The organism is Dyella sp. AD56 (assembly GCF_002878475.1).
Classification (GTDB): Bacteria; Pseudomonadota; Gammaproteobacteria; order Xanthomonadales; family Rhodanobacteraceae; genus Dyella.
In genome coordinates this window covers 1-26,035 of sequence record NZ_NRDP01000012.1, presented here as the reverse complement: position 1 = coordinate 26,035, position 26,035 = coordinate 1, and the positions used below count along the sequence as shown (strand labels likewise).

Sequence of the window (26,035 nt, the reverse complement as noted above, 5' to 3'; positions counted from 1 at the left end):
TGAAGGCGCCGCGATAGCCTCGTTTCAGTCACCGGACGTGGCTGCCAAGGGGAAGTAGGGGGATCGGATGCTTCGTTTTCTACGTCGACAATCCATGCGTTGGCTGGTGCTTCTCGGCTTCTGCGAGCTCGTGCTCCTGGCCCTGTCGCTGACGCTTGCCACTTATCTTCGCTACGCCTACAACCCCGATGAACTCGCCGAGTTCACCGTGCATCTGCCGCAGCGCTCGCTGGTGTTCGCCGTCATCATCCTGATGGGCATGATGGCCCTGGGTCAGTACCAGGCGCACATCCGCATGACGCGCTTTGGGCTCGTTGCACGCCAGTTTGTGGCCTTCGTGCTGGGCGGCGTCCTGCTGGTCGTCGGCTACTACATCGTGCCCCAGGCCTATGTCGGCCGCGGCGTACTCGCTATCGCGCTGGCGCTGGGCTTCATCCTGGTGCTTGGCCTGCGCATGCTGTTCCTGCACCTGGTGGAAGTGGAGGCGTTGAAGCGCCGCGTGCTGATTCTTGGCGCCGGCAGCCGCGCAGCGCAGATCCACAACCAGATGCGCCGACGCACCGATCGCCGTGGTTTCTGCGTGGTGGGCTACATGCCGCGCGCCAACGAAACGATTGCCGTGCCCGAGGATCACCTCATCCGTACCCACATGCCCCTGCATGTCTTCGTGCAGCGCGAGCAGATCGACGAAGTCGTGGTCGGTGTGGACGACCGTCGCGGCCATCTGCCGATGGACGATCTACTCGAATGCCGCCAGCTGGGCATCACCATCACCGATCTCACGTCGTTCTTTGAACGCGAGTCCGGCCGCCTGCAGCTGACCATTCTCGATCCCTCGTGGCTGGTGTTCTCCGGCGGCTTCAACACCACGCCCCTGCGTCAATTGAGCAAGCGCTGTTTCGACCTCGGCGCCGCCACCCTGCTCCTGCTGCTTTGCTGGCCGCTTATGCTGCTGGAAATATTGGCCATCCGCATCGAGTCCGGCGCGGGTCAGCCCGTTCTCTATCGCCAGGAGCGCGTCGGCGCACACGGGCGCACCTTCCTCCTGATGAAGTTCCGCAGCATGCGCACCGACGCAGAGCGCGATGGCGTGGCCCGCTGGGCAGCCAAGAACGACGACCGCGTCACCCGTGTCGGCCGGATCAGCCGCAAGCTGCGCATCGATGAATTGCCGCAACTATGGAACGTACTGAAAGGCGACATGAGCATCGTCGGGCCGCGCCCCGAGCGGCCGCAATTCGTGGCCGATCTCGCCACCCAGATCCGTTACTACAGCCTGCGCCATTGCTTGAAGCCCGGCCTCGCCGGCTGGGCACAACTCAGCTATCCCTATGGTGCCACCGTCGAGGAGGCCGCCGAGAAGCTCAAGTACGACCTGTTCTACGTAAAGAACCACAACCTGCTGCTCGATATGCTCATCCTGATCCAGACCGTTGAAGTAGTGCTGTTCGGCCGTGGAGCGCGGTGAGGTACCTTGACTGCACCGGCCGCCGGGTGGCGGAAGCTCGCGACGCGATCTGACCTACCGCAGATCTCCCGCGACAGCCGCCTGGCGACCCGTGCAGTCAGTCTTCAATGAGCTGTCAGACCCGTATCCGTACGTAACGGTCGCAATGGCGAGCTACGCCATTCAACGACCTCGTCATGGTCGAAACGTACCCACGACGGGCCGTACTCCCACAGGTCACCATGCACCGCGACCGGCTCGCCCTCCAGCGAACGCACATCGTCCGTGGACATGCCGACATGCAATACGGCATCTGTCGCCACCGATTCGTGCGAGACGCCGACGGCATCCACCTGAGTGGGAACGTCTTCATCGGCACTATCGGACGTATCCTGCAGCGAGGTTTCATGCACCGTCCATCCCAGCACGGCGAGCGCAGCAATGACTAGCAAGGCGACGAGCTTCCCGCGTGAACGCGACCTTGCAGGAGGCGGTGCCTCATGCGGCACCGTGTTTTGGGAAACATGGCTGCGCCGGGAGGCAAACGGATCGGCGGCCTCATGGATGGCACCGGGCCGCCCAACGGATACGGTCGGCCCATTGGCGGGTGCCGTACGCGGCGCTCCAGGCAACCGGCCATGCCGACGATGAAATTCCATCGCAGCGCCATACTGCGCGGTGAGCCGCTGCAGCCGCGCCGCCGCGCGTGGATCAACGGGGCGCCCCTGATGACGATCGGGATGCAAGGCGGCGACATGCCTGCGATAAGCCTGTTTAAGCTCGGCCAAGTCACAGCCAGGGTCTATGCCCAGGCGGCGATACAAATCGAGAAAATCGGTTTCGTGCGTCACCACCGTCCCCCAACCATGGCGTCGAACCGTCGTCCCACAAGGACTTCCCGCCGAACATTCGCCAGTATTTCTACATCGTTTGGCCGTCCATTCAATGCACTTGGCGAGCTTGACACGACCTAAACCGAATCACAATATCGTTCCAATACGACAGGAGAATGCGCATATGCAAGCCGGTTTCTCCTCGTTCCATACCCACCCTCGCGGCCGCCGAGCTGCCTTGCTCATGCTGCTCCTCGCCTTCGCCCTGCCCGCGGCCGCCGACGACGCCATGCCGGTCATGCAAATAGCACCCACGCTCGGTGCGCACACCATGCTCACCCAGTCCGAAAGCGACGGCAGCTCACCCGCCGTCACCGCCGGGATACACACACAAGAGGAAGGCAGCTCGTTCCTGGTGCTGGTGGCAGGCCACGCCGACAACGACGCCATCCCCACCGACAGCTATGCCAATACCTGGAAGCGCATCGGCGATCCGGTGACCTACGACGGCTACGACGGTCGCTTCAACGCCAGTGCCTACCTCGCCATCGGCGCACACGGCGGCAAGCACCACACCGTACAAGTCGTGAAAGCCGGCTCGCCCAATGGCGAAATCACCATACCTTTCGTCGAGATCCTCCACGCCGGCAAATTGCAGGATGTCGCCCAGAACTACCCAACGCCCAGCGTGCCGGCCCGCGCGGCCAACAAGCTGACGCGCGCCTGGCAAGGCATGGTGGGCAGCCCGGATACCACCAACAGCCTGCTGACCAGTGGCACGGTAACCACGACCGGCCCCGCCACACTGGTCGCCGTTTGGCTGGGCGATGCCTACATCTACTCGATGACCGCGGTTCCCAGCGAAGGCTTCAAGGTCATCGACAGCTATCTGCACCTGCCGCCGAACAGCGGCGTGCAAGGCGCCGTCGCCGTTCGGCAGGTGGACGCCGCAGGCACCTATTCCGTTACCTGGAGCGGTACGCCGGCACAGGGAGCCATCCTCTGGCTGTTCGCTTTCCAGGCGCCCTAAGGCGCGTCAACGCCACACCTGTTACATCCCTGTATCACTTTTCGTCCCAGCCACCGCCGGGCTTTCTTTTGTCGCGGCAACCGTTGCCACGACACCACGCCAACGCTACCCCTAACAGCCTATTCCGTCGGCGCTGTCGCATCTGATTCGTTGCGAGCCTCTGCTGCTTTGGGCGTATTCACACCCATGCGCGCGAGACGGAGACTAACCCTGTTCCGATGTATCACCGGGTTAGCAGAAACGCCCATCGGAATGCAGCTCTGGGGGACGGCGCCACCGACGCGCGATCGGCTCGCCATCAGCCCACGCCGCGGGAACAGCGACAGTCGCCATGGGATGAATGCGATGTCGCTGCAATGCGAACCACGCTTGTGCAGGGGGAAGAAGCCATGAACGCCGATACCGGCCGGCTGATGAAGGTGGATAGCGACGCTTTCGATCCTCGCCCACGACAGGCGATGCGATACCCGGCCGCCGGCCCGTTGCTGGAACCTGACGACCCGGCCCGCGCCGCGGTCTGTTGAACGATCGCGCAACGCGCCGCGCATGGTGAACGCCCATGAATCATCCCAACATCCCGTCCACGTCAGCCGCCAGCACGGAGCTGTCCTTGCTCGACGTGTTGAGCCGTCAGACGTCGGCGCCAACCGAGAATCCGCGCGCACAGCGGACCCTCGCCATCGACTCGACCGTGATCGACGCTATCGACGCGCGGGCAGCGCGCCTGGATGTTTCGCCCGTACAGCTTCGCCGCGCCGCACTTGCCTTGGTGGATTCGCGCCTTACGGGACAAGCGGAGATCGTGCTGGCTACGCAGTCCGGCAATGTGTCCCACACCATCCCGATGGAAAGTGGCGTCGACGCATGGCTGCTCATGCACACCGTGCCCACTCCCGCTGACGAACGCAGCCCGAGCGCCATTGGCGCGTGGAGCGACGACACCCTGCCGACGGTATCGCTTCCGATCCGGTGGTCCCTCCTGCCGGGAGGCGATCATGTGCAGATCGACTACGACACCGGTGTGTTCGATGAAGCCATGGTGCTCACGCTCGCCCGTGCCCTGCAGAACGTACTGCGTTCGCTTGCGCATGAAGACGCCATTGAGTCCGTATCGGCGCTCGATGGCGAAACCGTCGAATGCCTGCTGTCCACCTGGAACGATACGACCATACCGCGCAACATCGCGGATACCGTGCACGGCCTTTTCGGCGATGCGGCAGCCCGCCTAAGCGACGCCACCGCGCTCGACGGCCCGCTCGGCAAGCTCAGCTATGCCGAGCTGGATAAACGCAGCGAACGCGTCGCCACAGGCCTGATCATGGCAGGCGTCACGCCGGGCTCGACAGTCGGGCTGCTGCTGGATCGCTCGCCTGAAGCCATCGTCGCCATTCTCGGCATCCTCAAGGCCGGCGCGGCCTATCTCCCGCTGGATCGTACGAATCCGCCAGAACGACTCGCTTTCGTTCTCGGAGATGCGCAAGCCGCGCTGCTGATTGCCCCTATCGGCACGGAGCCGCTGCCGGGCGTCGTTGCCCCGATGCGGAATATCGCCTCGCTGATCGACACCACCGGCACCGCCACCCTGCCCGCGCTCGACGGCGACGCACTCGCCTACGTGATGTACACCTCCGGCTCCACCGGCACGCCCAAGGGCGTGGAGATCCGCCACCGCTCGATCATTCGGCTGGTGCGTGACATCCACTACGTAGACTTTGGCGACGCTCCTCGCGTGCTGCATGCCGCTCCGCTCGGTTTCGACGCTGCCACGCTCGAGATCTGGGGCCCCCTGCTCAACAACGGCACCTGCATCGTCCACGACGAACGCGTGCCCAGCGGCGGTGGGCTGGCCAGCACCATTCGCCAGCACGACGCGCGCATCGCCTGGCTCACCGCAGCCCTGTTCAACGCCATCGTCGACGAAGACGGCACCCACCTGAGCGGTCTGGAACAGTTGCTCACCGGTGGCGAAGCACTGTCCGTCCCGCATGTCCGCAAGGCCCAGTCGCTACTGCCGACCACCACGCTGATCAACGGCTACGGCCCCACCGAGTGCACCACGTTCGCCACGACCTTCCGCATACCAGCGAACCTGGATGCGACAGCACGCTCCATTCCGATTGGCCGCCCTATCGCCGACACCACGCTGTACGTCGTGAATGCCCGCGGCCAACTGGTGCCGCCTGGCGTCATCGGCGAGCTGTACATCGGCGGTGAAGGCGTCGCACGCGGCTACATGGCGCGCGAGGAACTCAGCGCCGCGCGCTTCGTCGCCGATCCGTTCGCCGGTAGCGGCAAGCTCTATCGCACCGGCGACCTGGTGCGCTGGCTGCCGGAAGGCATCATCGATTTCATCGGCCGCATCGACGGACAGGTGAAGATCCGCGGCTATCGCATCGAGATCGGCGAGATTGAAGCCTCGCTGCAAAACCTGCCCGGCGTGCGTGCCAGCGCCGTGCTTGCGCGCGAAGACCAGCCCGGCCAGAGGCGCCTGGTGGCCTATTTCGTTGCCGAAGATGCCGCCGTCACGGCACGCACCCTGCGCGCAGAACTTGCGAAGACGTTGCCCGAGTACATGGTGCCTGTCGCGTATGTGCGTATGCACAGCATGCCGGTGACCACCAACGGCAAGCTGGATCGCCGCGCCCTGCCCGCACCCGGCCGTGGCCGCCCGGAACTTGCCGACCGCTACGTGCCGCCGTCCGGCGAGCTGGAGCAACGGTTATGCGCACTGTTCTCCGACGTGCTGGAGATCGATCAGGTGGGCCGCCTGGATCACTTCTTCGACCTTGGCGGTAATTCACTGCTCGCCGTCCGCCTGATGGAACGCGTGCATGCCGACATGTCCGCGACACCCACCATCCCTGCCTTCTTTGCTGACCCGACGCCCGCCGCGCTAGCCGCGCTGATCGAAGGGCGCGGCGCGCGCTCCGCCCTTGCCTCGCGCCTGTCGCGCGGACGCCAGGGCGACGCGAACGAGCCCATCGCCATCGTCGCGGCGGCGGGACGCTTCCCCGGTGCAGCCGACGTGGAAACCTTCTGGTCCCATCTGTGCGAAGGGCGCGAATCCATCACGCACTTCAGCGCAGAGGAACTCGACGCATCCATTCCCGCTTCTCTGCGCAACGACCCTGCCTACGTCGCCGCGCGCGGCATCGTCGATGGCGTGGAAGATTTCGATGCCGCGTTCTTCGGTATCTCGCCGCGCGAAGCGGAACTGATGGATCCGCAACAGCGCATCTTTCTTGAACTGTGCTGGGAGTGCCTGGAGCGCGGCGGCTATACGCCGGACCGCAACGATGTACCGGTTGGCGTGTTCGGCGGCATGTACCACGCCACGTACTTCCAGCATCACCTCACGCATCGCCCGGACCTGATCGACAAGCTCGGTGCGTTCCAGGTGTCACTGGCCAACGAAAAGGACTTCTTCGCCACGCGCGTGGCGCACAAACTCAACCTCACCGGCCCGGCAGTCAACGTCAGCACCGCGTGCTCGACCTCGCTGGTTGCCATCTGCCAGGCCGTGGCCGCGCTGCGCGCCGGGCAATGCGAGATGGCTATCGCCGGCGGCGTATCGATCACCTGCCCGCCACGCAGTGGTTACATCGCGCAGGAAGGCTCCATGCTGTCACCCGACGGCCATACGCGCACCTTCGACGCACAAGCGCAGGGCACGGTGTTCAGCGATGGCGCAGCGATCGTGCTGCTCAAGCGCTGGTCGGATGCGCAACGCGACGGCGACGATGTACTCGCCCTGATCCGCGGCGTGGCGGTGAACAACGACGGCGGCGGCAAGGCCAGCTTTACCGCACCGAGCAGCGAAGGTCAGGCGGCCGTCATTGCGATGGCCCTGACCGACGCCGGCGTGGACGCGCGCTCCATCTCCTACGTAGAAGCCCACGGCACCGCCACGCCGCTGGGCGACCCCATCGAAATCGAAGGCCTGACCACTGCGTTCCGTCAGCACACGGACGATTGCGGTTACTGCGCCATCGGCTCGGTCAAGAGCAACGTCGGGCACACCGTCATCGCGGCGGGTGCCACTGGCGTGATCAAGACGGCACTGTCACTGCACGAACGGCTGCTGCCGCCCTCGCTGCACGTGCAGGCCACTAATCCCAAGATCGATTTCGCCGGCTCGCCGTTCGTGGTTAACGACACGTTGCGCCCATGGCCAACGAGCGAGCAACCGCTGCGTGCAGGCGTCAGCTCGTTCGGCGTGGGCGGCACTAACGCGCACGTGATTATGGAAGCGGCTCCGGCGACGACTCCGTCAGATGCGGCACAAGGACCGCAACTGCTGTTTCTATCCGGTCGCACCGCATCGGCTGTCGCAGCATCCGCCGCGCGCCTGGCCAGCCACCTGGCAGCCAACCCCGATGCCAATCTCGCCGACGTCAGCAGCACACTGCTGCACGGCCGCAAAGCTTTTGCCCATCGGGCATGCGTGGTTGCCACGACGACCGATGAAGCCGTGGCCCGCCTGAATGATCTGTCCGCCGCCAACGTGCGCGAAGCCACCAAGCCGGCACCCGAGGTGGTGTTCCTGTTTCCTGGCCAGGGTTCGCAGTACGCAGGCATGGGCAAGGCGCTGTATGCCAGCGAGCCCACCTTCCGCGCCGCCATAGACGATTGCGCCGAGGCACTGCGCAGCGAGCTTGGCTTCGACCTGCGCGAGCGCCTGTTCGACGGCGATGCCGCCGCCCTGCGTGAAACCTCGTTGACCCAGCCGGCCACCTTCGCCATCGAATACGCGCTGGCGAAACTGTGGCTTTCGATGGACATCACGCCAGTCGCGATGATCGGCCACAGCGTCGGCGAGTTCGTCGCCGCCGTCATCGCCGGCGTCATGAGCCTGACGGACGGCGCGCACCTCATCGCCCGTCGCGGCCGCCTGATGCAAGCGATGCCCGCGGGCTCCATGCTCTCCGTACGACTCGGCGCCGATGCACTGTGTGCACGTCTTCCGAAGTCACTGCAACTGGCCGCGGAGAATAGCCCCAACGCTAGCGTGGTCAGCGGTGAAACCACCGATGTCGAAGCCTTCCGCCTGCAACTGGAAGCGGAAGGCGTGGCCTGCCGCCTGCTGCAGACGTCGCATGCGTTCCACTCCGCCATGATGGAACCGGTGCTCGAACCGTTCCGCACCGAAGTGGCGCGCATCGCGCTTTCGGCACCAACCCTACCAATCATTTCCACCCTCACCGGCGAGCTGCTCGACGCTGCCGACGCCACCTCGCCCGACTACTGGACCCGCCACCTGCGCGGTACCGTGCGCTTCTCGCCAGCGCTGCTCACGCAAATGGGTGAACAGCCGCGCGTATTCCTCGAAGTCGGTCCCCGCAACGCGCTGACCACGCTCGCACGCCAGCACACGCAAAGCCGCAGGCACCAGGTAGTGTCCAGCATCGCGGATGCGGAGCCGGCAGAGCGCAACGCCTGGGTCGCCGCCATGGGCGAGCTGTGGTGCGCAGGCCTGCCCGTCGCCGTGTGCTCGCTGGATCGCCGCGCCAATCGCCGCCGCGTACGCCTGCCCACCTATCCGTTCGAGCGCAAGCGCTACTGGGTGGAAGCCGCCGCACCAGTCGCCGCCACGCCCATCGCCACCACACCTATTCCCTTGGCGGACAACGTCGTGCCGTTGTTCGCCTCTTCGCCTACCTCTGTTGTGGAGCCTCCCATGGATGTCAACGTCTCCGGCGCCCATGCCGGCTCGCCCCGTCACGCCCGCCTGCTCGCCCAGCTCACCGAGCTGTTCGAAGACGTTTCGGGTGCCGAGCTGGAAGGCGTCGAGCCCACGGCCGGCTTCGTCGAGCTGGGGCTGGATTCGCTATCGCTCACTCAGGTCGCGCTGCAGTTGCAGAAGACCTTCGCGCTGAAGATCACCTTCCGCGAACTGATGGAGTCGTTTTCCTCATTCGAGCGCCTCGCCATGCATATCGATCAGATGCTGCCGCCGGATGCCGCCACTCCCGCTCCGGCCAACCCGGTTCTTCCCGCCGCATCCGCGCGTCGGTGGCTCCCGCCGCCATCGCCGCGCCGGTCATGCAGATTGCCGCCAGCGGCAACGCTGTGCAGGACCTTATCCAGCAACAGATGCTGATCATGCAGCAGCAACTTGCGTTGCTCGCCGGTGCAAGCATGGCCGTGGCACCCGCCGCGCCCGCACCCGTGCAAGCCGTCGCTGTGGCACCCGCGCCGGCTGCGCCCGCCGCCCCGGTCGCTAGCGCAACCGCTCAGCCGTCCGCACAGGATGAAGAAGCGACGCTCGCCCACACCACCTATGACGTGAAAAAGGCCTTCGGGGCCATTGCCCGCATCCACTCCACCCAAACGGACCTGACCGATCGCCAGCATGCGCGCCTGGATGCTTTCATGCGTCGCTACATCGACCGCACGCGGGCCTCCAAGGAATACACGCAGCGTCATCGCGACCATCTGGCCGATCCGCGCGTGGTGAACGGCTTCCGTCCGCTGCTCAAGGAAATGATCTACCAGATCGTGGTGAACCGTTCGAAAGGCTCCAAGGTGTGGGATCTGGACGGCAACGAATACGTCGACGCACTCAACGGCTTCGGCATGAACCTGTTCGGCTGGCAGCCTGACTTCGTGCTCGACGCCGTACGCCGCCAGCTCGATGCCGGCTACGAAATCGGCCCGCAACACCCGCTGGCCGGCGAAGTGGCCGAGCAGGTGTGCGAGCTCACCGGCTTCGACCGTGCCGCGCTGTGCAACACCGGATCAGAAGCAGTGATGGGCACCATCCGCATCGCCCGTACCGTCACCGGTCGCGACACGCTGGTGATCTTCACCGGCTCGTACCACGGCATATTTGATGAAGTCATCGTGCGCGGCACCAAGAAGCTGCGCTCAGTGCCAGCTGCGCCGGGCATCCTGCGCAACACGTCCGACAACGTGCTGGTGCTGGAATACGGCACACCTGAAACGCTGCAGATCATCCGCGAGCGCGCATCCACTATCGCCGCCGTGCTGGTCGAGCCGGTGCAGAGCCGCCGCCCGGACTTCCAACCGCGCGACTTCCTCAAGGAGCTGCGCGCCATCACCGCCGACGCCGGGGCGTTGCTGATCTTCGACGAAGTGGTCACCGGCTTCCGCTCGCATCCGCGCGGCGCGCAACAGGTGCTAGGCATCGACGCCGACCTGGCGTCCTACGGCAAGGTGGTCGGCGGCGGCTTCCCCATCGGCGTGATCGCCGGCAAGCGCCGCTACATGGACGCGCTGGACGGTGGCGGCTGGCAGTACGGCGATGCCTCCATCCCGACCGTCGGCGTCACTTATTTCGCTGGTACGTTCGTGCGTCATCCGTTGGCACTGGCCGCCGCGCATGCCGTGCTCAACCACCTCAAGCAGAATGGTGCCGCACTGCAGGAGCGCTTGAACGCGCGCACCAGCCTGCTGATGGACGAACTCAACGCCTTCTGCGCCAGCGTCGGCGCGCCCATCCAACTGGTGCATTTCGCTTCGGTGTGGAAGACCAACTTCACCGAAGACCATCCGCTGCAGGACCTGCTGTTCGCCATGATCCGCAGCCGTGGCATCCATCTGTTGGACAACTTCCCCTGCTTCTTCACTACCGCGCACAGTGAGCAGGACTTCCAGGCCATCGCCAAGGCCTATAAGGATTCCGTGCTCGAGATGCAGGAAGCCGAATTCCTGCCGCGCAACAAGAACGTGGAAGCACTGGCCATCGATGCCAATCGCCCACCCGTGGTCGGCGCGCGGCTGGGCAAGGATCACGAAGGCAACCCAGCCTGGTTCGTGCCCAACCCCGACATGCCGGGCAAATACATGAGGGTGAATGCATGAACCCGCATGAATCCGCGCAGGCAACCGACGCCAGCCCGATCGCCGTCGACTACGACCCGTTCGCCGGTGCGGCGCTGGCTCGCGTAGTACCCGCCACCGCGCCGCAACGCGAAGTGTGGCTGGCCTCCACGCTGGAGCCCGAGGCCTCGCTCGCCTATAACGAATCCGTGTCGCTGCGCCTGCATGGCGATCTCAGCGTGGAGGCCTTGCAGACCGCGCTGCGCCAACTGCCGGAGCGCCACGAAGCGCTGCGCGCCACCTTCGCCAGCGACGGCGGCGAGCTATGCATTGCTGCGGAACTGGACCTGCCTTGCCCGCTGCGCGAGCTCTCGTGGCTGGGGCCAGACGAGCAACAGGCCGAGATCGAAGCCACGCTCGCGCGCGTGGTCAGTGAACCGTTCAACCTAGACACCGGCCCACTAGTGCGCGCCGAAGTGCTGCGTCTGTCATCGCAAGAACACCTGCTGGTGTTCACTGCGCACCACATCGTGTGCGATGGCTGGTCGTTCGGCGTGATCGTGCGCGACCTTGCAGCGCTCTATGCGCAGCAGATCGGCAAGGGCGAGGAACTGCCACCTGCCGACGTGTTCGCCGACTACGCACTCGCGGAGGCGGATCACACACAGAGCGCCGCCGGCAAGGACGACGAAGCCTACTGGCTCGCCCGCTTCGCCAACGCCACACCGTCGCTGGACCTGCCCACCGATCATCCACGCCCTCGCCAGCGTAGCTTCCATTCGCGCCGCGAAGATCTATCGCTGGACGCATCGCTCGTCGCTGACATCAAGCGCATGGGTGCGCAGCGTGGCGCGAGCCTGTACGCCACCCTGCTCGCCGGTTTCGGCCTGTTGCTGCAACGGCTCAGCGGGCAGGACGATGTGGTCATCGGCATCCCCTCGGCCGGACAGGCTGCAGGCGGCCACCAGGATCTGGTAGGTCACTGCGTCAACGTGCTGCCGCTGCGCGTGATGCTCGATACGGCCGCACCGTTCGAGGACAGCCTCAAGCAGGTGCGCAGCGACATGCTCGATGCTTTCGACCATCAGCAGTACACGCTAGGCAGCCTGCTTGCGCGCCTCGCCCTGCCGCGCGATCCGAGCCGGCTGCCGCTGGCTGGCGTCCTGTTCAATCTGGATCAGGCGCTGGACGAGCGCACTGTCAGCTTCCCCGGACTCTCTTTCGAATTCGCCGGCAACCCGCGCGCGTTCGAGAACTTCGAGTTGTTCGTCAACGCCGCGCAGTTGCCGAACGGCATCCGCCTGGAATGCCAGTACAACAGCGACCTGTTCGAACCCGCCACCATCCAGGCCTGGCTGGACGCCTATGCCACCTTGCTGCGGCACGCCACAGCGGCGCCTCAGGCGGCCGGCAGCGCGCTCGGGCTTGCTTCGCCATCGGCGCTCGCAGCCCTGACAGCGCTGCAGCCATCACGCACCGCGTATCCCGCGGAACGACTCGCGCACGAATACGTCGAACAGCAGGCCGATCGCGTCCCCACCCGCATTGCCATCGCCGGCGATGCACCACTGAGCTACGCCGAACTGGACGCCCGCGCCAATCGCATCGCTCGCGTGTTGCGCGGGCGCGGCGTGCAGCGGGGCCAGTTGGTCGGCCTGTCACTCAGCCGCAGCGCGGACATGATCGCCGCGCTGCTGGCGGTGCTGAAATCCGGCGCTGGCTACGTGCCGCTCGACCCCGGCTTCCCGGCAGAGCGCCTCGCCTTCATGACGCAGGACGCCTCACTCGCCGCGCTTATCGTCGACGACGAAGCCTCGGCCATCTTTGAATTCCCGGCAGCGAATGTGCTCTCGCTCAAGCGCGACGCAGCGCTCATCGACGCAGCGAGCGTAGAGCGCCTGCCGCGCGACGAAGGCTCAGCCACGCCGGAATCCGCCGCCTACGTGATCTATACCTCCGGCTCGACCGGCAAGCCCAAAGGCGTGCGCGTACCACACCGCGCGACATCGAACTTCATCAGCAGCATGCAACGGGAACCCGGCATCCGCGAGGATGACCGCCTCGTCGCCGTGACCACGCTGTCCTTCGATATCGCTTTCCTCGAACTGATGTTGCCGCTCAGCGTGGGCGCCGCCATCGTGCTGGCGGACCACGACCATGTACGCGACGGCAGCGCGCTGCGCGAGCTGGTGGAACGCAGCGGCGCCACGATCATGCAGGCAACGCCGGCCGGTTGGCGGGTACTGCTGGAATCGGGCTGGGCGGGACACGCCGGCTTCAAGGCGATTGCAGGCGGCGAGCCGCTGCCGCTCGATCTAGCTGAAGCGCTGCTGGCACGTTGCGGCGAGCTGTGGAACGCCTATGGCCCCACCGAAACCACTGTGTGGTCCACACTGTGGCGCGCGCACGATCCGCGTACCGGCATCACCATCGGCCAGCCCATCGCCAACACCACCGTCCATGTGCTCGACGAGCACGGCGCACCCTGTCCGCTGGGCATGCCGGGCGAAATCTACATTGGCGGCGATGGCGTGACCCTGGGTTATCTCGACCGCCCGGAACTCAATGCGGAACGCTTCCTGCCCGATCCGTTCTCCGGCGAAGCCGATGCGCGCATGTATCGCACCGGTGATCGTGGCCGCTGGCTGGCCAAGGGCGAGCTGGAACACCTCGGTCGCCTTGATTTCCAGGTGAAGATTCGCGGCTACCGCATCGAGCTTGGCGAAATCGAAACCGCGCTGGCCGATCTGCCGGAAGTCGCCCGTGCCGTGGTGATGGCGCGTGAGGACCGCCCCGGCGACGTGCGCCTGGTCGCCTACGTGGTGGCCGCCGAAGGCGCAGACCTGGAAACGGTCGATCTGTGCCCGCCCCTGCGCCAGCGCCTGCCCGACTACATGGTGCCGCAGCACTTTGTGGCGATGCCGGCCATTCCCCTGCTTCCCAACGGCAAGATCGACCGCAAGTGGCTTCCCGCACCTACGCACCCCACCGCCGAAGCGCGCCGCGACCGCCTTATGCCCCGCACCGACACCGAGCGCCGCGTGGCTACCGCGATGGAAGCCGTGCTCGCCCTGCCGGAACTGGACGTTCGCGACAACTTCTTCGCACTGGGCGGCCACTCGCTGCTTGCCGCACAACTCACCGCACGCTTGAATCGGGAGTTCGGCATCGCGCTGTCCTTCCGCACACTGTTCGACGCACCGACCATCGAAGGACTGGCCCAGACCATCGACGGCTATCGCGCACCGGATACGGCCACGCCATCGGCGGACATCCCGCGCCTCGCGAATCGCGACGTGGCACCGCTCTCCTCGATGCAACAGCGCCTGTGGTACCTGGAACAACTGCACCCTGGTCGCGTGGTCTACAACACGCCCTCCGCGCATCGTCTTCGCGGCCCAATGAACGTAACGGCTTTCCGCCAGGCATTGCGCGACGTGGTGCAACGCCAGCCAGCCCTGCGCACCTCCATCGAAACCGGCGAGAACGGCGGGCTACAGCGCATTCATGCAGGGCTCCTGCCCGAGCTGCTTCTGGAAGACCTCTCCGCATTGCCTGCGGAGGCACGCCTGGACGTGCTGAAGCAGACGCTGGACGCCGACATCGCCCAGCCGTTTGACCTTGCGCAGCCACCGTTGTATCGCGCGCGCCTGTTCCGGCTGGATGACAACGACCATGTGTTCTTCTTCATGGCCCACCACATCGTGTGGGATGGCTGGTCGTTCGATCTCTTGTACGAGGATCTGTCGCGCGCCTATGTCTCGCGCTGCGCTGGCGACGGCGCCAGCCTCCCGCCATTGCCCATCGAATACGCCGATTTCTCCGCATGGCATCGCGACTGGATGCGCACCGACACCGTGCAGAAACAACTCGCGCACTGGCTCAAAACACTAGACGGCGCGCTGGAACCGCTCGAACTTCCCACCGACCGCCAACGCCCTGCGCGTATGTCGGGCGCAGGGGCTACCGAATGGGTCCGCATTCCCGCCGAGCGCGCCGCCGCCGTGCATGCGCTGGCGCAACGCGAAGAAGCCACGTCATTCATGGTGCTGCTGGCGACGTACTACGTGCTTCTGCATCGCCTGAGCGGCCAGCGCGACCTGATCGTCGGTACGCCGGTCCGTGGTCGCGACCGTGTGGAGACCGAAAGCATCATGGGTCTGTTCGTGAACGCGCTGCCGCTGCGCGTGGCGGTCGATCCCGAGGCCCCGTTCCGCGACGTACTGAAACAGGTGCGACAGGTAGTGCTTGATGCGTTCGCGCATCCCGACGTACCGTTCGAGCAACTGGTGTTCTCGCTCGGGTTGGCACGCGACGAAAGCCGGCCACCGATCTCGCAGGCGATGTTCTCCTTCCAGGATGCACGCCGTCGCATCGTGTCCTGGGGCGAGCTGTCGCATGAGCATCTGCCCGTATTCCAGCGCGGCGCCGCGGACGACATCGGCCTGTGGTTCCTCGAACAGGAACAAGGCTTGCTGGGTGGCATCACCTATAACGCCGACATCTTCGACCCGGCAACGGCAGCGCGCTTCCGTGATTGCTACGAGAGCCTGCTCGCCTCCGCGCTGGCCGATCCCAGCCAGACTGTCGCGCGCCTCGACCTGTTGCCGGAGCACGAAAGCGCCCTTCTAGCCGAGTGGAACCAGACCTCGCTAAGCATCCCCAATGCCCGTCTGCATCAGCTGTTCGAGCTGCAATGCGACAAGGCACCGGAACGCGCGGCCATCCGTTGCCGTGACGTCACACTGAGCTATCGCGAACTGGATGCGCGTGCCAACCGCATTGCGCATGCCCTGCGCGAACGCGGCGCGGCGCACGGCGCACTGGTCGGTGTATCCCTCACGCGCAGCCTCGACATGCTCGCCACGGTGCTGGCCGTGCTCAAGACCGGCGCGGGTTATGTCCCGCTGGACCCGGACTTCCCCGCCGACCGCCTGTCCTATATGGCGCAGGATGCCCGGCTCGCTGTACTGGTCACCGAATCCGCCATCGCTGCGCGCATTGATGACAACGGCGGCGCGCGACTCCTGTTGGACGAAGCCGCCGCCGAGATCGCATCCCGGCCCGATACGCGCCTGCCGACGAATGCCACGCTCGACGGCGAATCCGTTGCGTACGTGATCTACACCTCGGGCTCTACCGGCCGCCCCAAGGGCGTCGCCATCCCGCATCGTGCGGTGGTGAACTTCCTGGCTGGCATGGCGCAGCGCCCAGGCTTGCATGCAGACGAACGCCTGCTCGCCGTCACCACGCTCTCCTTCGACATCGCCGTGCTGGAACTGTTCGGCCCACTCAGCGTCGGTGGCGAAGTACTGCTCGCCACGCGCGAGGAGTCGATGGACGGCGATGCCCTGTGCCAACTACTGGACGCACACGCCGCCACCATCATGCAGGCCACGCCCGTCACCTGGCACCTGCTGCTGCAAACGCCCTGGCAGCCGGCAGCTGGTTTCCATGCGTTATGCGGTGGCGAGCCGCTGTCCGGCGATCTGGCGCAACAGTTGCTCGCACGCGGCGCCGAATTGTGGAACATGTACGGCCCCACCGAAACCACGGTGTGGTCCACCTGCTGGCGCGTCGAGCAGCCTGAACGCGGTATCTCCATCGGCACGCCCATCGCCAATACCACCATCCACGTTCTCGACGAATACGGCCAGCATTGCCCCATCGGCGTACCCGGTGAACTGTGCATCGGTGGCGAAGGTGTGGCTCTGGGCTACCTGCATCGCGAGGAACTGACCGCCGAACGTTTTCCGGCCGATCCCTTTGCACCCGGCAAGCACTTCTATCGCACCGGCGACCGTGCACGCTGGCTGGCGAACGGCACACTGGAACACCTCGGCCGCCTCGACTTCCAGGTAAAGCTGCGCGGCTACCGCATCGAGCCCGGCGAGATCGAAGCCGTAGCGCGCATGGAACCCAGCGTGCTCGATTGCGTCGTGGTGGCACGCGAGATCGCTCCCAATGACGAACGCCTCGTGCTGTATGCCGTGTGCACGGAAGACGAAGAACTCGTTTGGCCAAAGCTGCGCGCACAGTTGGCAGCGCGCCTTCCCGCCTATATGCAGCCGCAACATTTGGTGCGCCTGTCCGCGCTGCCACGCACGCCGAACGGCAAGACCGACCGCAAGGCGCTGCCGCCACCTGTCCTCAACACCACACTGACGATTGATGACGCCGAACCGGGCGTAAGCGCCAGCGATGACCCGCGCGAACGCTACCTCGGCGAAGTCTGGTGCAAGCTGGTGGGCGCGGACGACGTGCGGGCCAGCGACAACTTCTTCGACATCGGCGGCCATTCGCTGCTCGCGATCGAAATGGTCACGCTGGTGCGCAAGGAAACCGGGGTAAAGCTCAACCTGCTCGACGTCGCGACCAGCCCGCTGGCATCACTGGCGGCGGCCCTGCCGGAAGGCGACCTGACGGAACCGCAAAAAAGCGCCTCGCTGGGCGGACGCTTGCGGCAACTGTTCGGCCGACGGTGAACGCGCGTGACCACAGGGGGCGGGACATGACGACAATGGCGACATGGGTATGCAGGGGCAGCTTCTGGATGCTGCTCTACATTTTCATCGGCTACCCGCTGATCGCCTGGCTGTGCGGCAAGCTGATGCATCGACCGGTGCGCAAACAGCCGGTACTGCCCACCGTGTCCATCATCATCGTGGTGCGCGACGGCGTGAGGCATATCCGCGCCAAGCTGAAGAACCTGCGCACACTGGACTACCCTGCCGAGTACATCGAGATCATCGTGGCCTGCGACGGCTGCAAAGACCGCACCGCCGCTCTCGTGCGCCACTCGCACGACGCGCGCGTACGGGTGCTCGAGTTTCCCGTGTCACGCGGCAAGGCGCTGTGCCTCAACGATGCCGTGGCCACCGCGCGCGGCGAGATCCTGCTGATGACGGACGTCCAGCACAAGCTGTCGCCGCTGGCGCTGCGCGAAGTGGTGAGCAACCTGGGCGATCCGCAGGTAGGTGCAGTCAGCGGCAGCCTGGAACTGGAAAACGTGAGCAGCACCTTCGCCCACGGCGTGAATGCCTACTGGCACTACGAGAAATTCATCCGCCGACAGGAAAGCCTCTGCGGCTCATCGGTGGGTGTCTGCGCGGCGCTGTATGCCGTGCGCGCCGAGTACTACAGGCCCTTGCCACCCGACACCTTGCTCGACGACGTACTTGTACCCATGAGCGTTGCCGCCCACGGCCGGCGCGTGGTGTTCGAACCGCGTGCCGTCGCCTGGGGCGAAACCGCACAGGCGCCGCTGGACGAACAGGCGCGCCGCATGCGCGCCATGGTCGGCTGCTTCCAGTTGATCGACGTGGCGCCGTGGCTGCTCTCACCCGCCCGCAACCCGCTGTGGTTCCAGTTCATGAGCCACAAGATGCTTCGCCTGCTGGCGCCGTGGTTGCTGCTGTCGCTGCTGCTGTCCTCCGCCTATCTGGCGCGTCACCAACTGGCGTATGGCGCCGTGCTTGCCGTCTTGCTGGGCGGCGTCGGGCTGGTCGCCATCGAACGTGCTCGGCCCACGGCAGGGCGCTGGTTGCCGGTGCGCCTGATGGTGGCGTTCTTCTATCTCAATCTTTACGCGGCGCAGGCGTCCATCGCCTATGCGCGCAGCCGAGGGGAACAACTATGGTGAGCCAGACGCCGCACACTGGCATCCGTGAACGGCTAGGCGAGCTGTGCTACAGCGCGGGCCTGCTCAGCCCGCTGCAGAAAATGCGCGCCTGGTGGCAGAAAGACCTGCGCATCCTCGCTTATCACCGCGTGATGCCGGTACCCGATCCGGAGCAGTACGAGTTCGACATGGAGCTGGTCAGCACCACGCCGGAAGAGTTCCGCGAACAGATGACACTGGTGCGCGACCGCTATCGCCCCATGCGCCTCAGTGACGTGGCCGCCGCCATCAACGCGGGCCATCCGCTGCCGCCCGATGCGGTGGTGATCACCTTCGATGACGGCTACGACGACAACTACCGCATTGCCTATCCAATCCTGAAGGAACTCGGCGTACCCGCCACTTTCTTCATCTCCACCGGCCACATCGACAGCGGTCGTCCGTATGCGTACGACTGGCTGGTGCACCTGATCCTGCTTAGCGATGCATCGCGGCTGGAACTTCCCGAGCTAGGCATGGATGTGCCGATGCCAGCGACGCGCGACGAACGCCGCGCCCTGGCAGGACGCGTACTCGACAACATGAAGGAGATCAGCGCGCTGGCACAGGCAGCGATGATCCGCCGCCTGGAGGACGCGTGGCAGATGCCCTCCGAACATGCGCGACCGGCGGACTGTCGCCCGATGAGCTGGGATCAGCTACGCGAAATGCGCGCCGCCGGTCTGGAGATCGGCTCGCACGGCGTGAATCACTGGATGCTCTCCAAGCTGCCGCGTGAGGAGCTGGAGCACGAGGTTCTCGACTCCCGCAATGCCTTGCTGCGCGAACTCGGCCCCATGCCGTTGCTGATGTCCTACCCGGTGGGCAGCAACCGCGCATTCGATCGACAGGTCATCGAGGTGACGCGCGATGCAGGCTTCGACCTGGCCTGCAGCTACATCAGCGGCACCAACCCGCGACCGGCCGATAATCGCTACTCGCTGTACCGCATCGCCGTGGAGCGTTACTACGGCAAAGCCTGGTTCGCCGCTTTGCTGGCCATGCCTGGCGTGGTCGGCTATCCGACGCCCGCCCATCTGGCGTCGACGGACGATGCGTCATGTTCCCACTGATCCTCTGCTACGTCGTCCTGACCATCGTCAGGCCGCAGGAATACATACCGGCGCTACTCGGCGTGCCCGTGCTGCCGATCGTGCTGGCACTGGCCTTCGCCGCGTGGCTCACCTCGGGCGCGCGCAGGCCGCGTGCGCCGCAGTTCGTCATACTGTTGGCCTTCTTCGCGGTGCTGATGCTGTCGGAAGTCGCCAACGGCTGGGTCGGTGGCGTGAAAGATCAGCTCGGCAAGTTTGGTCCTGTCGTGCTCACCTTTTTCATGATCGCTGCCGCATGCAATACGCAGCGACGCATCCTGGTGCTTATGGCGGTGATGGTGATGTGCGCCACGGTGCTGGCGATGCACGGCATCGGCCAAGCCAGCGCCGGCATCGGCTGGACCGGCATCCCGCTTGGCGATGACGGCCGCATCCAGTACGTGGGCATCTTCAACGACCCGAACGACTTGGGCATGCTGTTCGTTTCGGTACTTCCCATGGCCTGCCTGTTGCTCAAGCGCGCGGGCTTCTTCGGCAAGCTGCTCTGGCTGGCCTGCATCCTGACCCTGCTCTACGGCGTGCGTCTCACCAATTCACGCGGCGCGATGCTGGGCGTACTCGTCGTCGCTGGCGGTTACATCTGGTATCGCCGGGGCGCCATCGTCGCGGGCGTATTGGGCGCGGCCGGCCTTGCGGTGATGAAGATGCTTTCGTCACGCATGCAGGAACTCGATGCTGGCGAGGAATCGGCCAGCGGCCGCGTGGACGCCTGGTATGAAGGCCTGCAGATGTTCAAATCCCACCCGCTGCTCGGCGTGGGCCCTGGCAATTTCACCGACTACAACCCGCTCACCGCGCACAATTCGTTTGTGCTGGTGCTGGCAGAAACCGGTTTTGTCGGCTACGTGCTGTGGCTGATGCTGATCGGCTACACGTTTTGGATGGTCGCGACCGTGCTGCGCCTGAAGCCTGATCCCATCACCGATCCCGAGCGGCATGCCGCCTGGAGTATCGAGCGGCCGATGGCGCTGACCCTGCTGCTGTCGCTGTGCGGCATGTTCACCTGCGCGTTCTTCCTCAGTCGCAGCTACATGATCGTGTTGTACGTGGTGCTGGCTATCGTCACCGGCTTCTACCTGGGCGCGCGCGAGCGCATTGGCGACCTACCCTCCTTCCGCATGAGCGAAAGCGGCATGCGCTGGGTTCCCGCCGCCATCGGCAGCATCGCAGGGCTGTTTGTGCTGGTCAGCATCCTGCTGAGGACGGAAGGATGATTTGCCATGAGTGAATGGTACGAACGGGTTTTCCGCCGTGTGCTCTACCCGGCCTATGAGAGCGGCCTGCGTCGCCGCAGCACGCTGTCCTGGCTGGATACCTATGAGCGCGACCAGTGGTACTCGCCGGAGGCCCTCGCGGCGCTGCAGTTCCAGCGCCTCAAGACACTGATCGAACACTGCTATCGCGACGTGCCCTATTACCGCCGGCGCTGGCGCGAGCTGGGCATCCTCCCTGAAGACATCCGCAGCATGGACGACTACGCGCGGCTGCCCGTGCTGACCAAGGCCGACATCCGCGAGAACTTCGACGACTTGCAAGCCACATCCTGGCGCGACCGTCTGCTGTTCAAGCGCACCGGCGGCTCCACCGGCGAGCCGCTCAAGTTGGGCTACACGCATGAAAGCTACGAACGCCGCATGGCTGTGATGTGGCGCGGCTACGGTTGGGCGGGATCGCGGCTGGGACGTCGCACGCTATACCTATGGGCGGGCGCGGTGGGCACGCCGGGCCGTGTGCACCAGTTCAAGGACGATGTCTACAACACGCTGTTCGCCCGCCGCATGCTCAACAGCTTCGAGATGACCGAATCGAACCTGTCCACCTATGCCGACGCCATCGATCGTTATCGACCGGCCATCATCGTCGGCTACGTGAACCCGCTGAACCAGCTCGCCAAATGGATCGTGGAGACCGGACGCAAGATGCATCGCCCCGACGCCGTGATCGGCGCAGCCGAGGCACTTCACCCCCACCAACGCGACACCATTGCCAAAGCCTTCGGTTGCCCGGTCTACAACACCTACGGCTGCCGCGAGTTCATGCTGATCGCCTCCGAATGCGCGCATCACCATGGCCTGCACATCAATGCCGACCATCTTGCGCTCGAACTGCTCGATACCGATGGCAGCCGAGTCGCCAATGGTCCCGGCGAAGTAGCGATCACCGACCTGTCCAACTACGGCATGCCGTTCATCCGCTACCTCAACGGCGACCTCGCCACCGCCTCCGCCGCTTACAGTTGCCCGTGCGGACGCGGCCTGCCTCTGCTGGAGCGGATCGAAGGACGCGTGCTCGACGCCATCCGCACGCCGGATGGTCGCATCCTGCCGGGCGAGTTTTTCCCGCACATGCTCAAGGATGTGCCGGGCCTCACGCGCTTCCAGTTGGTGCAGCGGGAACTCCACCGACTGGAGCTTTCCATTGTGCGCGGCGACGACTTCGACGACGCCTCCATCGCCTACATCCGGCGCGAGACCGCCAAGGTGCTCGGCAACGAGGTGGCGCTGGACCACCGCTTCGTGGACGACATCCCACTCACGCGCAGCGGCAAGCACCGTGTCACGCGCTCGGAACTGACGGGAGCTTGAGCGCCATGGCCCACGTCCACCAGGCCGGTCACTGGCTACCAACAACCCTTGAGAAAACGAGGATGCCCATGCCCCAACCTGGCCACGCAATGAGGTCCGATTCCCCGTGAACATCACCCACGTGGTCGAAAACCTCAATCGCGGAGGCCTCGAGCGCATGGTGCTCGACCTGGTGCAGCGACAGCAGCAACAGGGACACCAGTGCCAAGTGGTCTGCCTGTACGAAACGGGTTCTCTCGCACACGAACTGGATGCCGCCGGCATTCCCGTCATCGCCTGCAACAAAGGGCGCGGCATCGACCTGCGCGCCTTGGCGCGCGCGCGCTGGGCCATCGATCGCCACGCCACCGACATCCTGCATACGCACAACGCGGTGGCGCATTACCAAGCCGTGCTGGCCTCGTGCGGCCTGCGTGTGCTGCGCATCCTCAACACGCGCCACGGCATGGGCGCAGGACAACGCACCGGCCGCAAGGAGTGGCTATACCGGCGCTCACTGGCACGCACGGACATCGTAGTGACGGTGTGCGAAGCGGCGCGCCGCAACGGGATCTCACGCGGCATGCTTCCGCAGGAATTGACACGCGTCGTGCCCAACGGCATCGCGGTCGAACGTTTCCGGCCGGCGTCTAGCCCCATGCGCGAACAGTTACTGCAGATGCTTGGACTGCCGGATGACGCGTTCCTCATTGGCAACGTCGGCCGGCTCAACTGGACCAAAGACCAGGCCGGGTTGATCCGCGCGTTTCGGCAGATCCACGCACGGCATCCATCCGCGGTTCTTCTACTGATCGGCGACGGCGAACTACGCGCCGACCTGGAACAATGCGCCACAGAGGAAGGCGTGCATGATGCCGTGCATTTCCTTGGCGATCGCAACGATGTGCGTGACTTATTGCAGGGACTGGACCTCTTTGTGCTGTCCTCTGCCAGCGAGGGCTATTCCATGGCCCTGCTGGAAGCCTGCGCCGTCGCCCTGCCCATCGTCGCCACCGACGTCGGCGGCAACGGCGAGATCATCTACAGCGGCCGTACCGGCCAACTGGTGCCGCCGGGCGATCCGGATGCGCTGGCCGAAGCCATGCTGTCCCTGCTGAATCAACCGCACCGCGCATCGGCCTACGGCCACGCGGCGCGTGTATGGGTGGAGAAACACGGTTCGCTGGAAGCCATGGCGGCTCGCTACGAACGCCTGTACCTCGACATGGAGTGCGAGACATGCGCCTGAAGGTGCTGGTACTCACCAATCTGTTCCCATCGCCCTGGGACCCATTGCGCAGCCCGTTCAACCGCCAACAGTTCGAGCGACTCGGCCGGGAGCACGAGGTGGATGTGCTCACCGCCGTGGACTTCCGTGAACGCTTTGGCCGCAAACCCACTGCGTTCCGCGCTAACAACGTCAACACCGACCACTTCGTTTTCTTCTATCCACCGGTGATCGGCCGCTCAATGCACGCTGCCTTCTGGCTGATCTCGCTCTTGAGCCAGAAGCTGCGCCGCCTGAGGCGCGCACAGTACGACTGCATGCTGCTGAGCTGGGCCTACCCGGATGCCGCCGCGGCGAGCTGGGTCGCGCGCCACCTGGGCATCCCGTACGTGGTCAAGGTGCACGGCACCGATCTGAACGTCAAAGCCACCCAGCCACTATTGCGGCCACAGATCCGCCACGCATTGCGCGGTGCTCAGGGCGTAGTGGCAGTCAGCCAGGCACTGGCTGATAAGGTGGTGGAACTAGGCGTCGATCCGTCGCGCGTGCACGTGATCTACAACGGCGTCGAACCCAACCTGTTTCATCCCGGCTCGCTAAGCGAAGCCCGCGCAAAACTGTCACTGCCGCAGGATGAACGCATCATCCTCTACGTAGGCAACCTCAAAGACACCAAAGGCTGCCTCGACCTGCTCGAAGCCTTCCCCCGCGTACTGCTCACCCACCCCGATGCCAACCTGCTGTTCATCGGCGCCGGTCCCTCCCGCGAAGCACTACTGCAACGCGCCGCCGCCCTGGGCTGCCAGAACCGCGTACGACTGGTCGGCGCCATCGAACACTTCGCCCTGGGCGACTGGTTCCGCGCCGCCGACCTGCTGTGCCTGCCCAGCCACAACGAAGGCGTACCCAACGTCGTACTCGAAGCCATGGCCTGCGGCACACCCGTCGTCGCTACGCGCGTTGGCGGCATTCCCGAAGTGCTGCCCGAACATGCGGGCGTGCTGGTGGATGCGCATGATCGCATCGGGCTGGAGGGGGCATTGGTCGACGCGCTGGGCAGGTCGTGGGATGGCGGACAGATTGCGGCGCATGCGGGTCGGTTTCGGTGGGATGAGAATATCCAGCGGTTGAGTGGGATTCTTGAGGCGGCGGCGATGAGTCGTACGGGGCAGGTGAAGTATTTGGCGCCATGAGTGGCGCGCTGCTCTTGTCCCTCTCCTCTTCGGGGAGAGGGTTGGGGTGAGCCCCGAAAAGGGGGTAAAGGTTGGGTGCTCGCCGCACCGTCTCGTCTATGCCGTCATCCCTGCGCAGGCAGGGATCCAGTAGCCGTGAGTGTGGTTATCGCCTCGTGCGTTGCCGCGGCCGGGCCGCTTACGCAGCGGGCGTTTCGATCGTCTGCCGACGCTCGAGTCACTTTTCTTTTGCTGGCCCAAAAGAAAAGTAACCCAAAGAAAATGGCCTCTAAAGCTCCGGCAGCACAGTGTTGAATACGAGCCTTGGAGTTCGAGGTATTCGGCAACAAGCGACTTCCTTATTGGGGAATACGGCTACACCGCAACGCACCGATACGCTGAGGAGCTCTGCATAGCGCGGGGATAAGCCCGAACGGGTGAGGAATCGTGAGGTTTGGCAACCTCCGCCGCTACACAGCGGGTACTCCGGAGCGCTTCGCAACGCGCCGATGCGAAGAGGACTTAAAGCAGGTAGCGCCACACTTCCCGATCGCTGAGGCTAGGGAATGGGGACGCTACGCTTTCCTACCGCAGAGGCTAGGTAAAGGGGACGCTACGCTTTCCTATCGCTGCGGAGAACTCGCCGCGTTACGGCACGGTCCGTCTTCTCTGGCTTTGCGCACTAGAGCAGGAGCAACGCGACCTGCCGCGATGCGATGTGCAGCTCCGCTGCACGAGCCGTCCGCTTTCGCCTTTGACCTTCGGGCCCCCTGTGCGGCGGTGAGGGGTGGACGAAAAGGCCCGCAGGGGAATCGGCATGGATGCCGATTCCTTTTCGCCAGGGCAGGAAGCCCTGTCGAAAAGCCCGGCCGCCCCACACGAACTGGCCGGCTTCGCCGGCCAGCGCCAAGTGGGGGTGCCTTTTCTTTGGGTTACTTTTCTTTGGGCAAGCAAAGAAAAGTGACTCGGCCTCCGGTAGGAGGGCGAAACGCCCACCGCGTAGGCGGCCAGGCCGATGCAACGCTAAGACCAAGCGATACCACTACTGGATCCCGGCCCTTACCCCCTTTTGTGGGGCGCGCAGGGGTGACGGTACAGATGAAACGGTGCAGCGAGCACCCACCCCTCACCCCAACCCTCTCCCCGTAGGGGAGAGGGAGAAGAGCAGCGCGTGCGACACCCCACCCTCTACTTATCCGACACCGCC

15 protein-coding genes are annotated in these 26,035 nt (G+C 65.0%); 14 read left to right on the top strand and 1 reads right to left on the bottom strand.

The genetic code is table 11. The features are described from left to right. The first annotated feature begins 67 nt into the window (after window positions 1-67). Entirely contained in the window at window positions 68-1,468 is a 1,401-nt protein-coding gene (locus DyAD56_RS10025) for a TIGR03013 family XrtA/PEP-CTERM system glycosyltransferase (RefSeq protein WP_233202371.1), read from the top strand. 104 nt (window positions 1,469-1,572) lie between these two features. On the opposite strand, the gene DyAD56_RS24275 is transcribed toward DyAD56_RS10025, so the two are convergent. Next, on the bottom strand, window positions 1,573-1,899 hold the full coding sequence (locus tag DyAD56_RS24275) for a hypothetical protein (protein WP_233202370.1): 327 nt from the start codon (window positions 1,897-1,899) through the stop codon (window positions 1,573-1,575). 186 nt (window positions 1,900-2,085) lie between these two features. Between DyAD56_RS24275 and DyAD56_RS24270 the strand changes: the two genes are divergently transcribed. The 13 genes from DyAD56_RS24270 to DyAD56_RS23890 all read left to right on the top strand — a co-directional run bounded on the left by DyAD56_RS24270 (window position 2,086) and on the right by DyAD56_RS23890 (window position 25,792). Further along, entirely contained in the window at window positions 2,086-2,421 is a 336-nt protein-coding gene (locus tag DyAD56_RS24270; RefSeq protein WP_233202369.1) for a hypothetical protein, read from the top strand. Window positions 2,422-2,464: 43 nt separating this feature from the next. Continuing rightward, window positions 2,465-3,310 (top strand): hypothetical protein, encoded by an 846-nt coding sequence (locus DyAD56_RS10015; protein WP_102302631.1) that lies wholly within the window; start codon window positions 2,465-2,467, stop codon window positions 3,308-3,310. A 389-nt stretch (window positions 3,311-3,699) separates the two neighbouring features. Next, a complete protein-coding gene (locus DyAD56_RS24440; RefSeq protein WP_255409213.1) occupies window positions 3,700-3,834 on the top strand; it encodes a hypothetical protein in 135 nt (44 codons plus the stop codon). 35 nt (window positions 3,835-3,869) lie between these two features. Continuing rightward, a complete protein-coding gene (locus DyAD56_RS10010; protein ID WP_199178936.1) occupies window positions 3,870-9,410 on the top strand; it encodes a polyketide synthase in 5,541 nt (1,846 codons plus the stop codon). Then, window positions 9,353-11,134 carry an aminotransferase class III-fold pyridoxal phosphate-dependent enzyme gene (locus DyAD56_RS24080; RefSeq protein WP_199178935.1) on the top strand — a complete coding sequence of 594 codons (1,782 nt, stop codon included), beginning with the start codon at window positions 9,353-9,355 and terminating at the stop codon, window positions 11,132-11,134. Before DyAD56_RS10010 ends, DyAD56_RS24080 begins: the two co-directional genes overlap by 58 nt. Then, window positions 11,131-17,577 (top strand): non-ribosomal peptide synthetase, encoded by a 6,447-nt coding sequence (locus tag DyAD56_RS10005; protein ID WP_102302630.1) that lies wholly within the window; start codon window positions 11,131-11,133, stop codon window positions 17,575-17,577. Before DyAD56_RS24080 ends, DyAD56_RS10005 begins: the two co-directional genes overlap by 4 nt. 68 nt (window positions 17,578-17,645) lie before the next feature. Beyond that, complete coding sequence (locus DyAD56_RS10000) at window positions 17,646-18,734, top strand: glycosyltransferase family 2 protein (RefSeq protein ID WP_233202368.1); 1,089 nt, start codon at window positions 17,646-17,648, stop codon at window positions 18,732-18,734. Beyond that, a complete protein-coding gene (locus tag DyAD56_RS09995; protein WP_102302628.1) occupies window positions 18,728-19,825 on the top strand; it encodes a polysaccharide deacetylase family protein in 1,098 nt (365 codons plus the stop codon). Before DyAD56_RS10000 ends, DyAD56_RS09995 begins: the two co-directional genes overlap by 7 nt. Continuing rightward, window positions 19,813-21,078, top strand: coding sequence for an O-antigen ligase family protein (locus DyAD56_RS09990; protein ID WP_102302627.1), 1,266 nt, complete (start codon window positions 19,813-19,815; stop codon window positions 21,076-21,078). Before DyAD56_RS09995 ends, DyAD56_RS09990 begins: the two co-directional genes overlap by 13 nt. A 6-nt stretch (window positions 21,079-21,084) precedes the next feature. Beyond that, the gene (locus DyAD56_RS09985; protein ID WP_102302626.1) at window positions 21,085-22,449 is read left to right on the top strand and encodes a phenylacetate--CoA ligase family protein; all 1,365 of its coding nucleotides are present in this window, start codon (window positions 21,085-21,087) and stop codon (window positions 22,447-22,449) included. Between the two features lie 106 nt (window positions 22,450-22,555). Further along, window positions 22,556-23,677 (top strand): glycosyltransferase, encoded by a 1,122-nt coding sequence (locus DyAD56_RS09980; RefSeq protein WP_102302625.1) that lies wholly within the window; start codon window positions 22,556-22,558, stop codon window positions 23,675-23,677. Continuing rightward, a complete protein-coding gene (locus DyAD56_RS09975) occupies window positions 23,668-24,849 on the top strand; it encodes a glycosyltransferase family 4 protein (protein ID WP_102302624.1) in 1,182 nt (393 codons plus the stop codon). Before DyAD56_RS09980 ends, DyAD56_RS09975 begins: the two co-directional genes overlap by 10 nt. Before the next feature lie 796 nt (window positions 24,850-25,645). Beyond that, window positions 25,646-25,792: a hypothetical protein gene (locus DyAD56_RS23890; RefSeq protein ID WP_158241304.1), complete on the top strand. Its 147-nt coding sequence runs from the start codon at window positions 25,646-25,648 to the stop codon at window positions 25,790-25,792. Window positions 25,793-26,035: the final 243 nt, after the last annotated feature.

Excerpts from the sequence above, each read along its gene's own strand:
- DyAD56_RS10025 (WP_233202371.1), top strand. The coding sequence starts at position 68 with ATGCTTCGTTTTCTACGTCGACAATCCATGCGTTGGCTGGTGCTTCTC.
- DyAD56_RS24270 (WP_233202369.1), top strand. The coding sequence starts at position 2,086 with ATGCCGACGATGAAATTCCATCGCAGCGCCATACTGCGCGGTGAGCCG.
- DyAD56_RS10015 (WP_102302631.1), top strand. The coding sequence starts at position 2,465 with ATGCAAGCCGGTTTCTCCTCGTTCCATACCCACCCTCGCGGCCGCCGA.
- DyAD56_RS24440 (WP_255409213.1), top strand. The coding sequence starts at position 3,700 with ATGAACGCCGATACCGGCCGGCTGATGAAGGTGGATAGCGACGCTTTC.
- DyAD56_RS10010 (WP_199178936.1), top strand. The coding sequence starts at position 3,870 with ATGAATCATCCCAACATCCCGTCCACGTCAGCCGCCAGCACGGAGCTG.
- DyAD56_RS24080 (WP_199178935.1), top strand. The coding sequence starts at position 9,353 with ATGCAGATTGCCGCCAGCGGCAACGCTGTGCAGGACCTTATCCAGCAA.
- DyAD56_RS10005 (WP_102302630.1), top strand. The coding sequence starts at position 11,131 with ATGAACCCGCATGAATCCGCGCAGGCAACCGACGCCAGCCCGATCGCC.
- DyAD56_RS10000 (WP_233202368.1), top strand. The coding sequence starts at position 17,646 with ATGCTGCTCTACATTTTCATCGGCTACCCGCTGATCGCCTGGCTGTGC.
- DyAD56_RS09995 (WP_102302628.1), top strand. The coding sequence starts at position 18,728 with ATGGTGAGCCAGACGCCGCACACTGGCATCCGTGAACGGCTAGGCGAG.
- DyAD56_RS09990 (WP_102302627.1), top strand. The coding sequence starts at position 19,813 with ATGTTCCCACTGATCCTCTGCTACGTCGTCCTGACCATCGTCAGGCCG.
- DyAD56_RS09985 (WP_102302626.1), top strand. The coding sequence starts at position 21,085 with ATGAGTGAATGGTACGAACGGGTTTTCCGCCGTGTGCTCTACCCGGCC.
- DyAD56_RS09975 (WP_102302624.1), top strand. The coding sequence starts at position 23,668 with ATGCGCCTGAAGGTGCTGGTACTCACCAATCTGTTCCCATCGCCCTGG.
- DyAD56_RS23890 (WP_158241304.1), top strand. The coding sequence starts at position 25,646 with ATGGATGCCGATTCCTTTTCGCCAGGGCAGGAAGCCCTGTCGAAAAGC.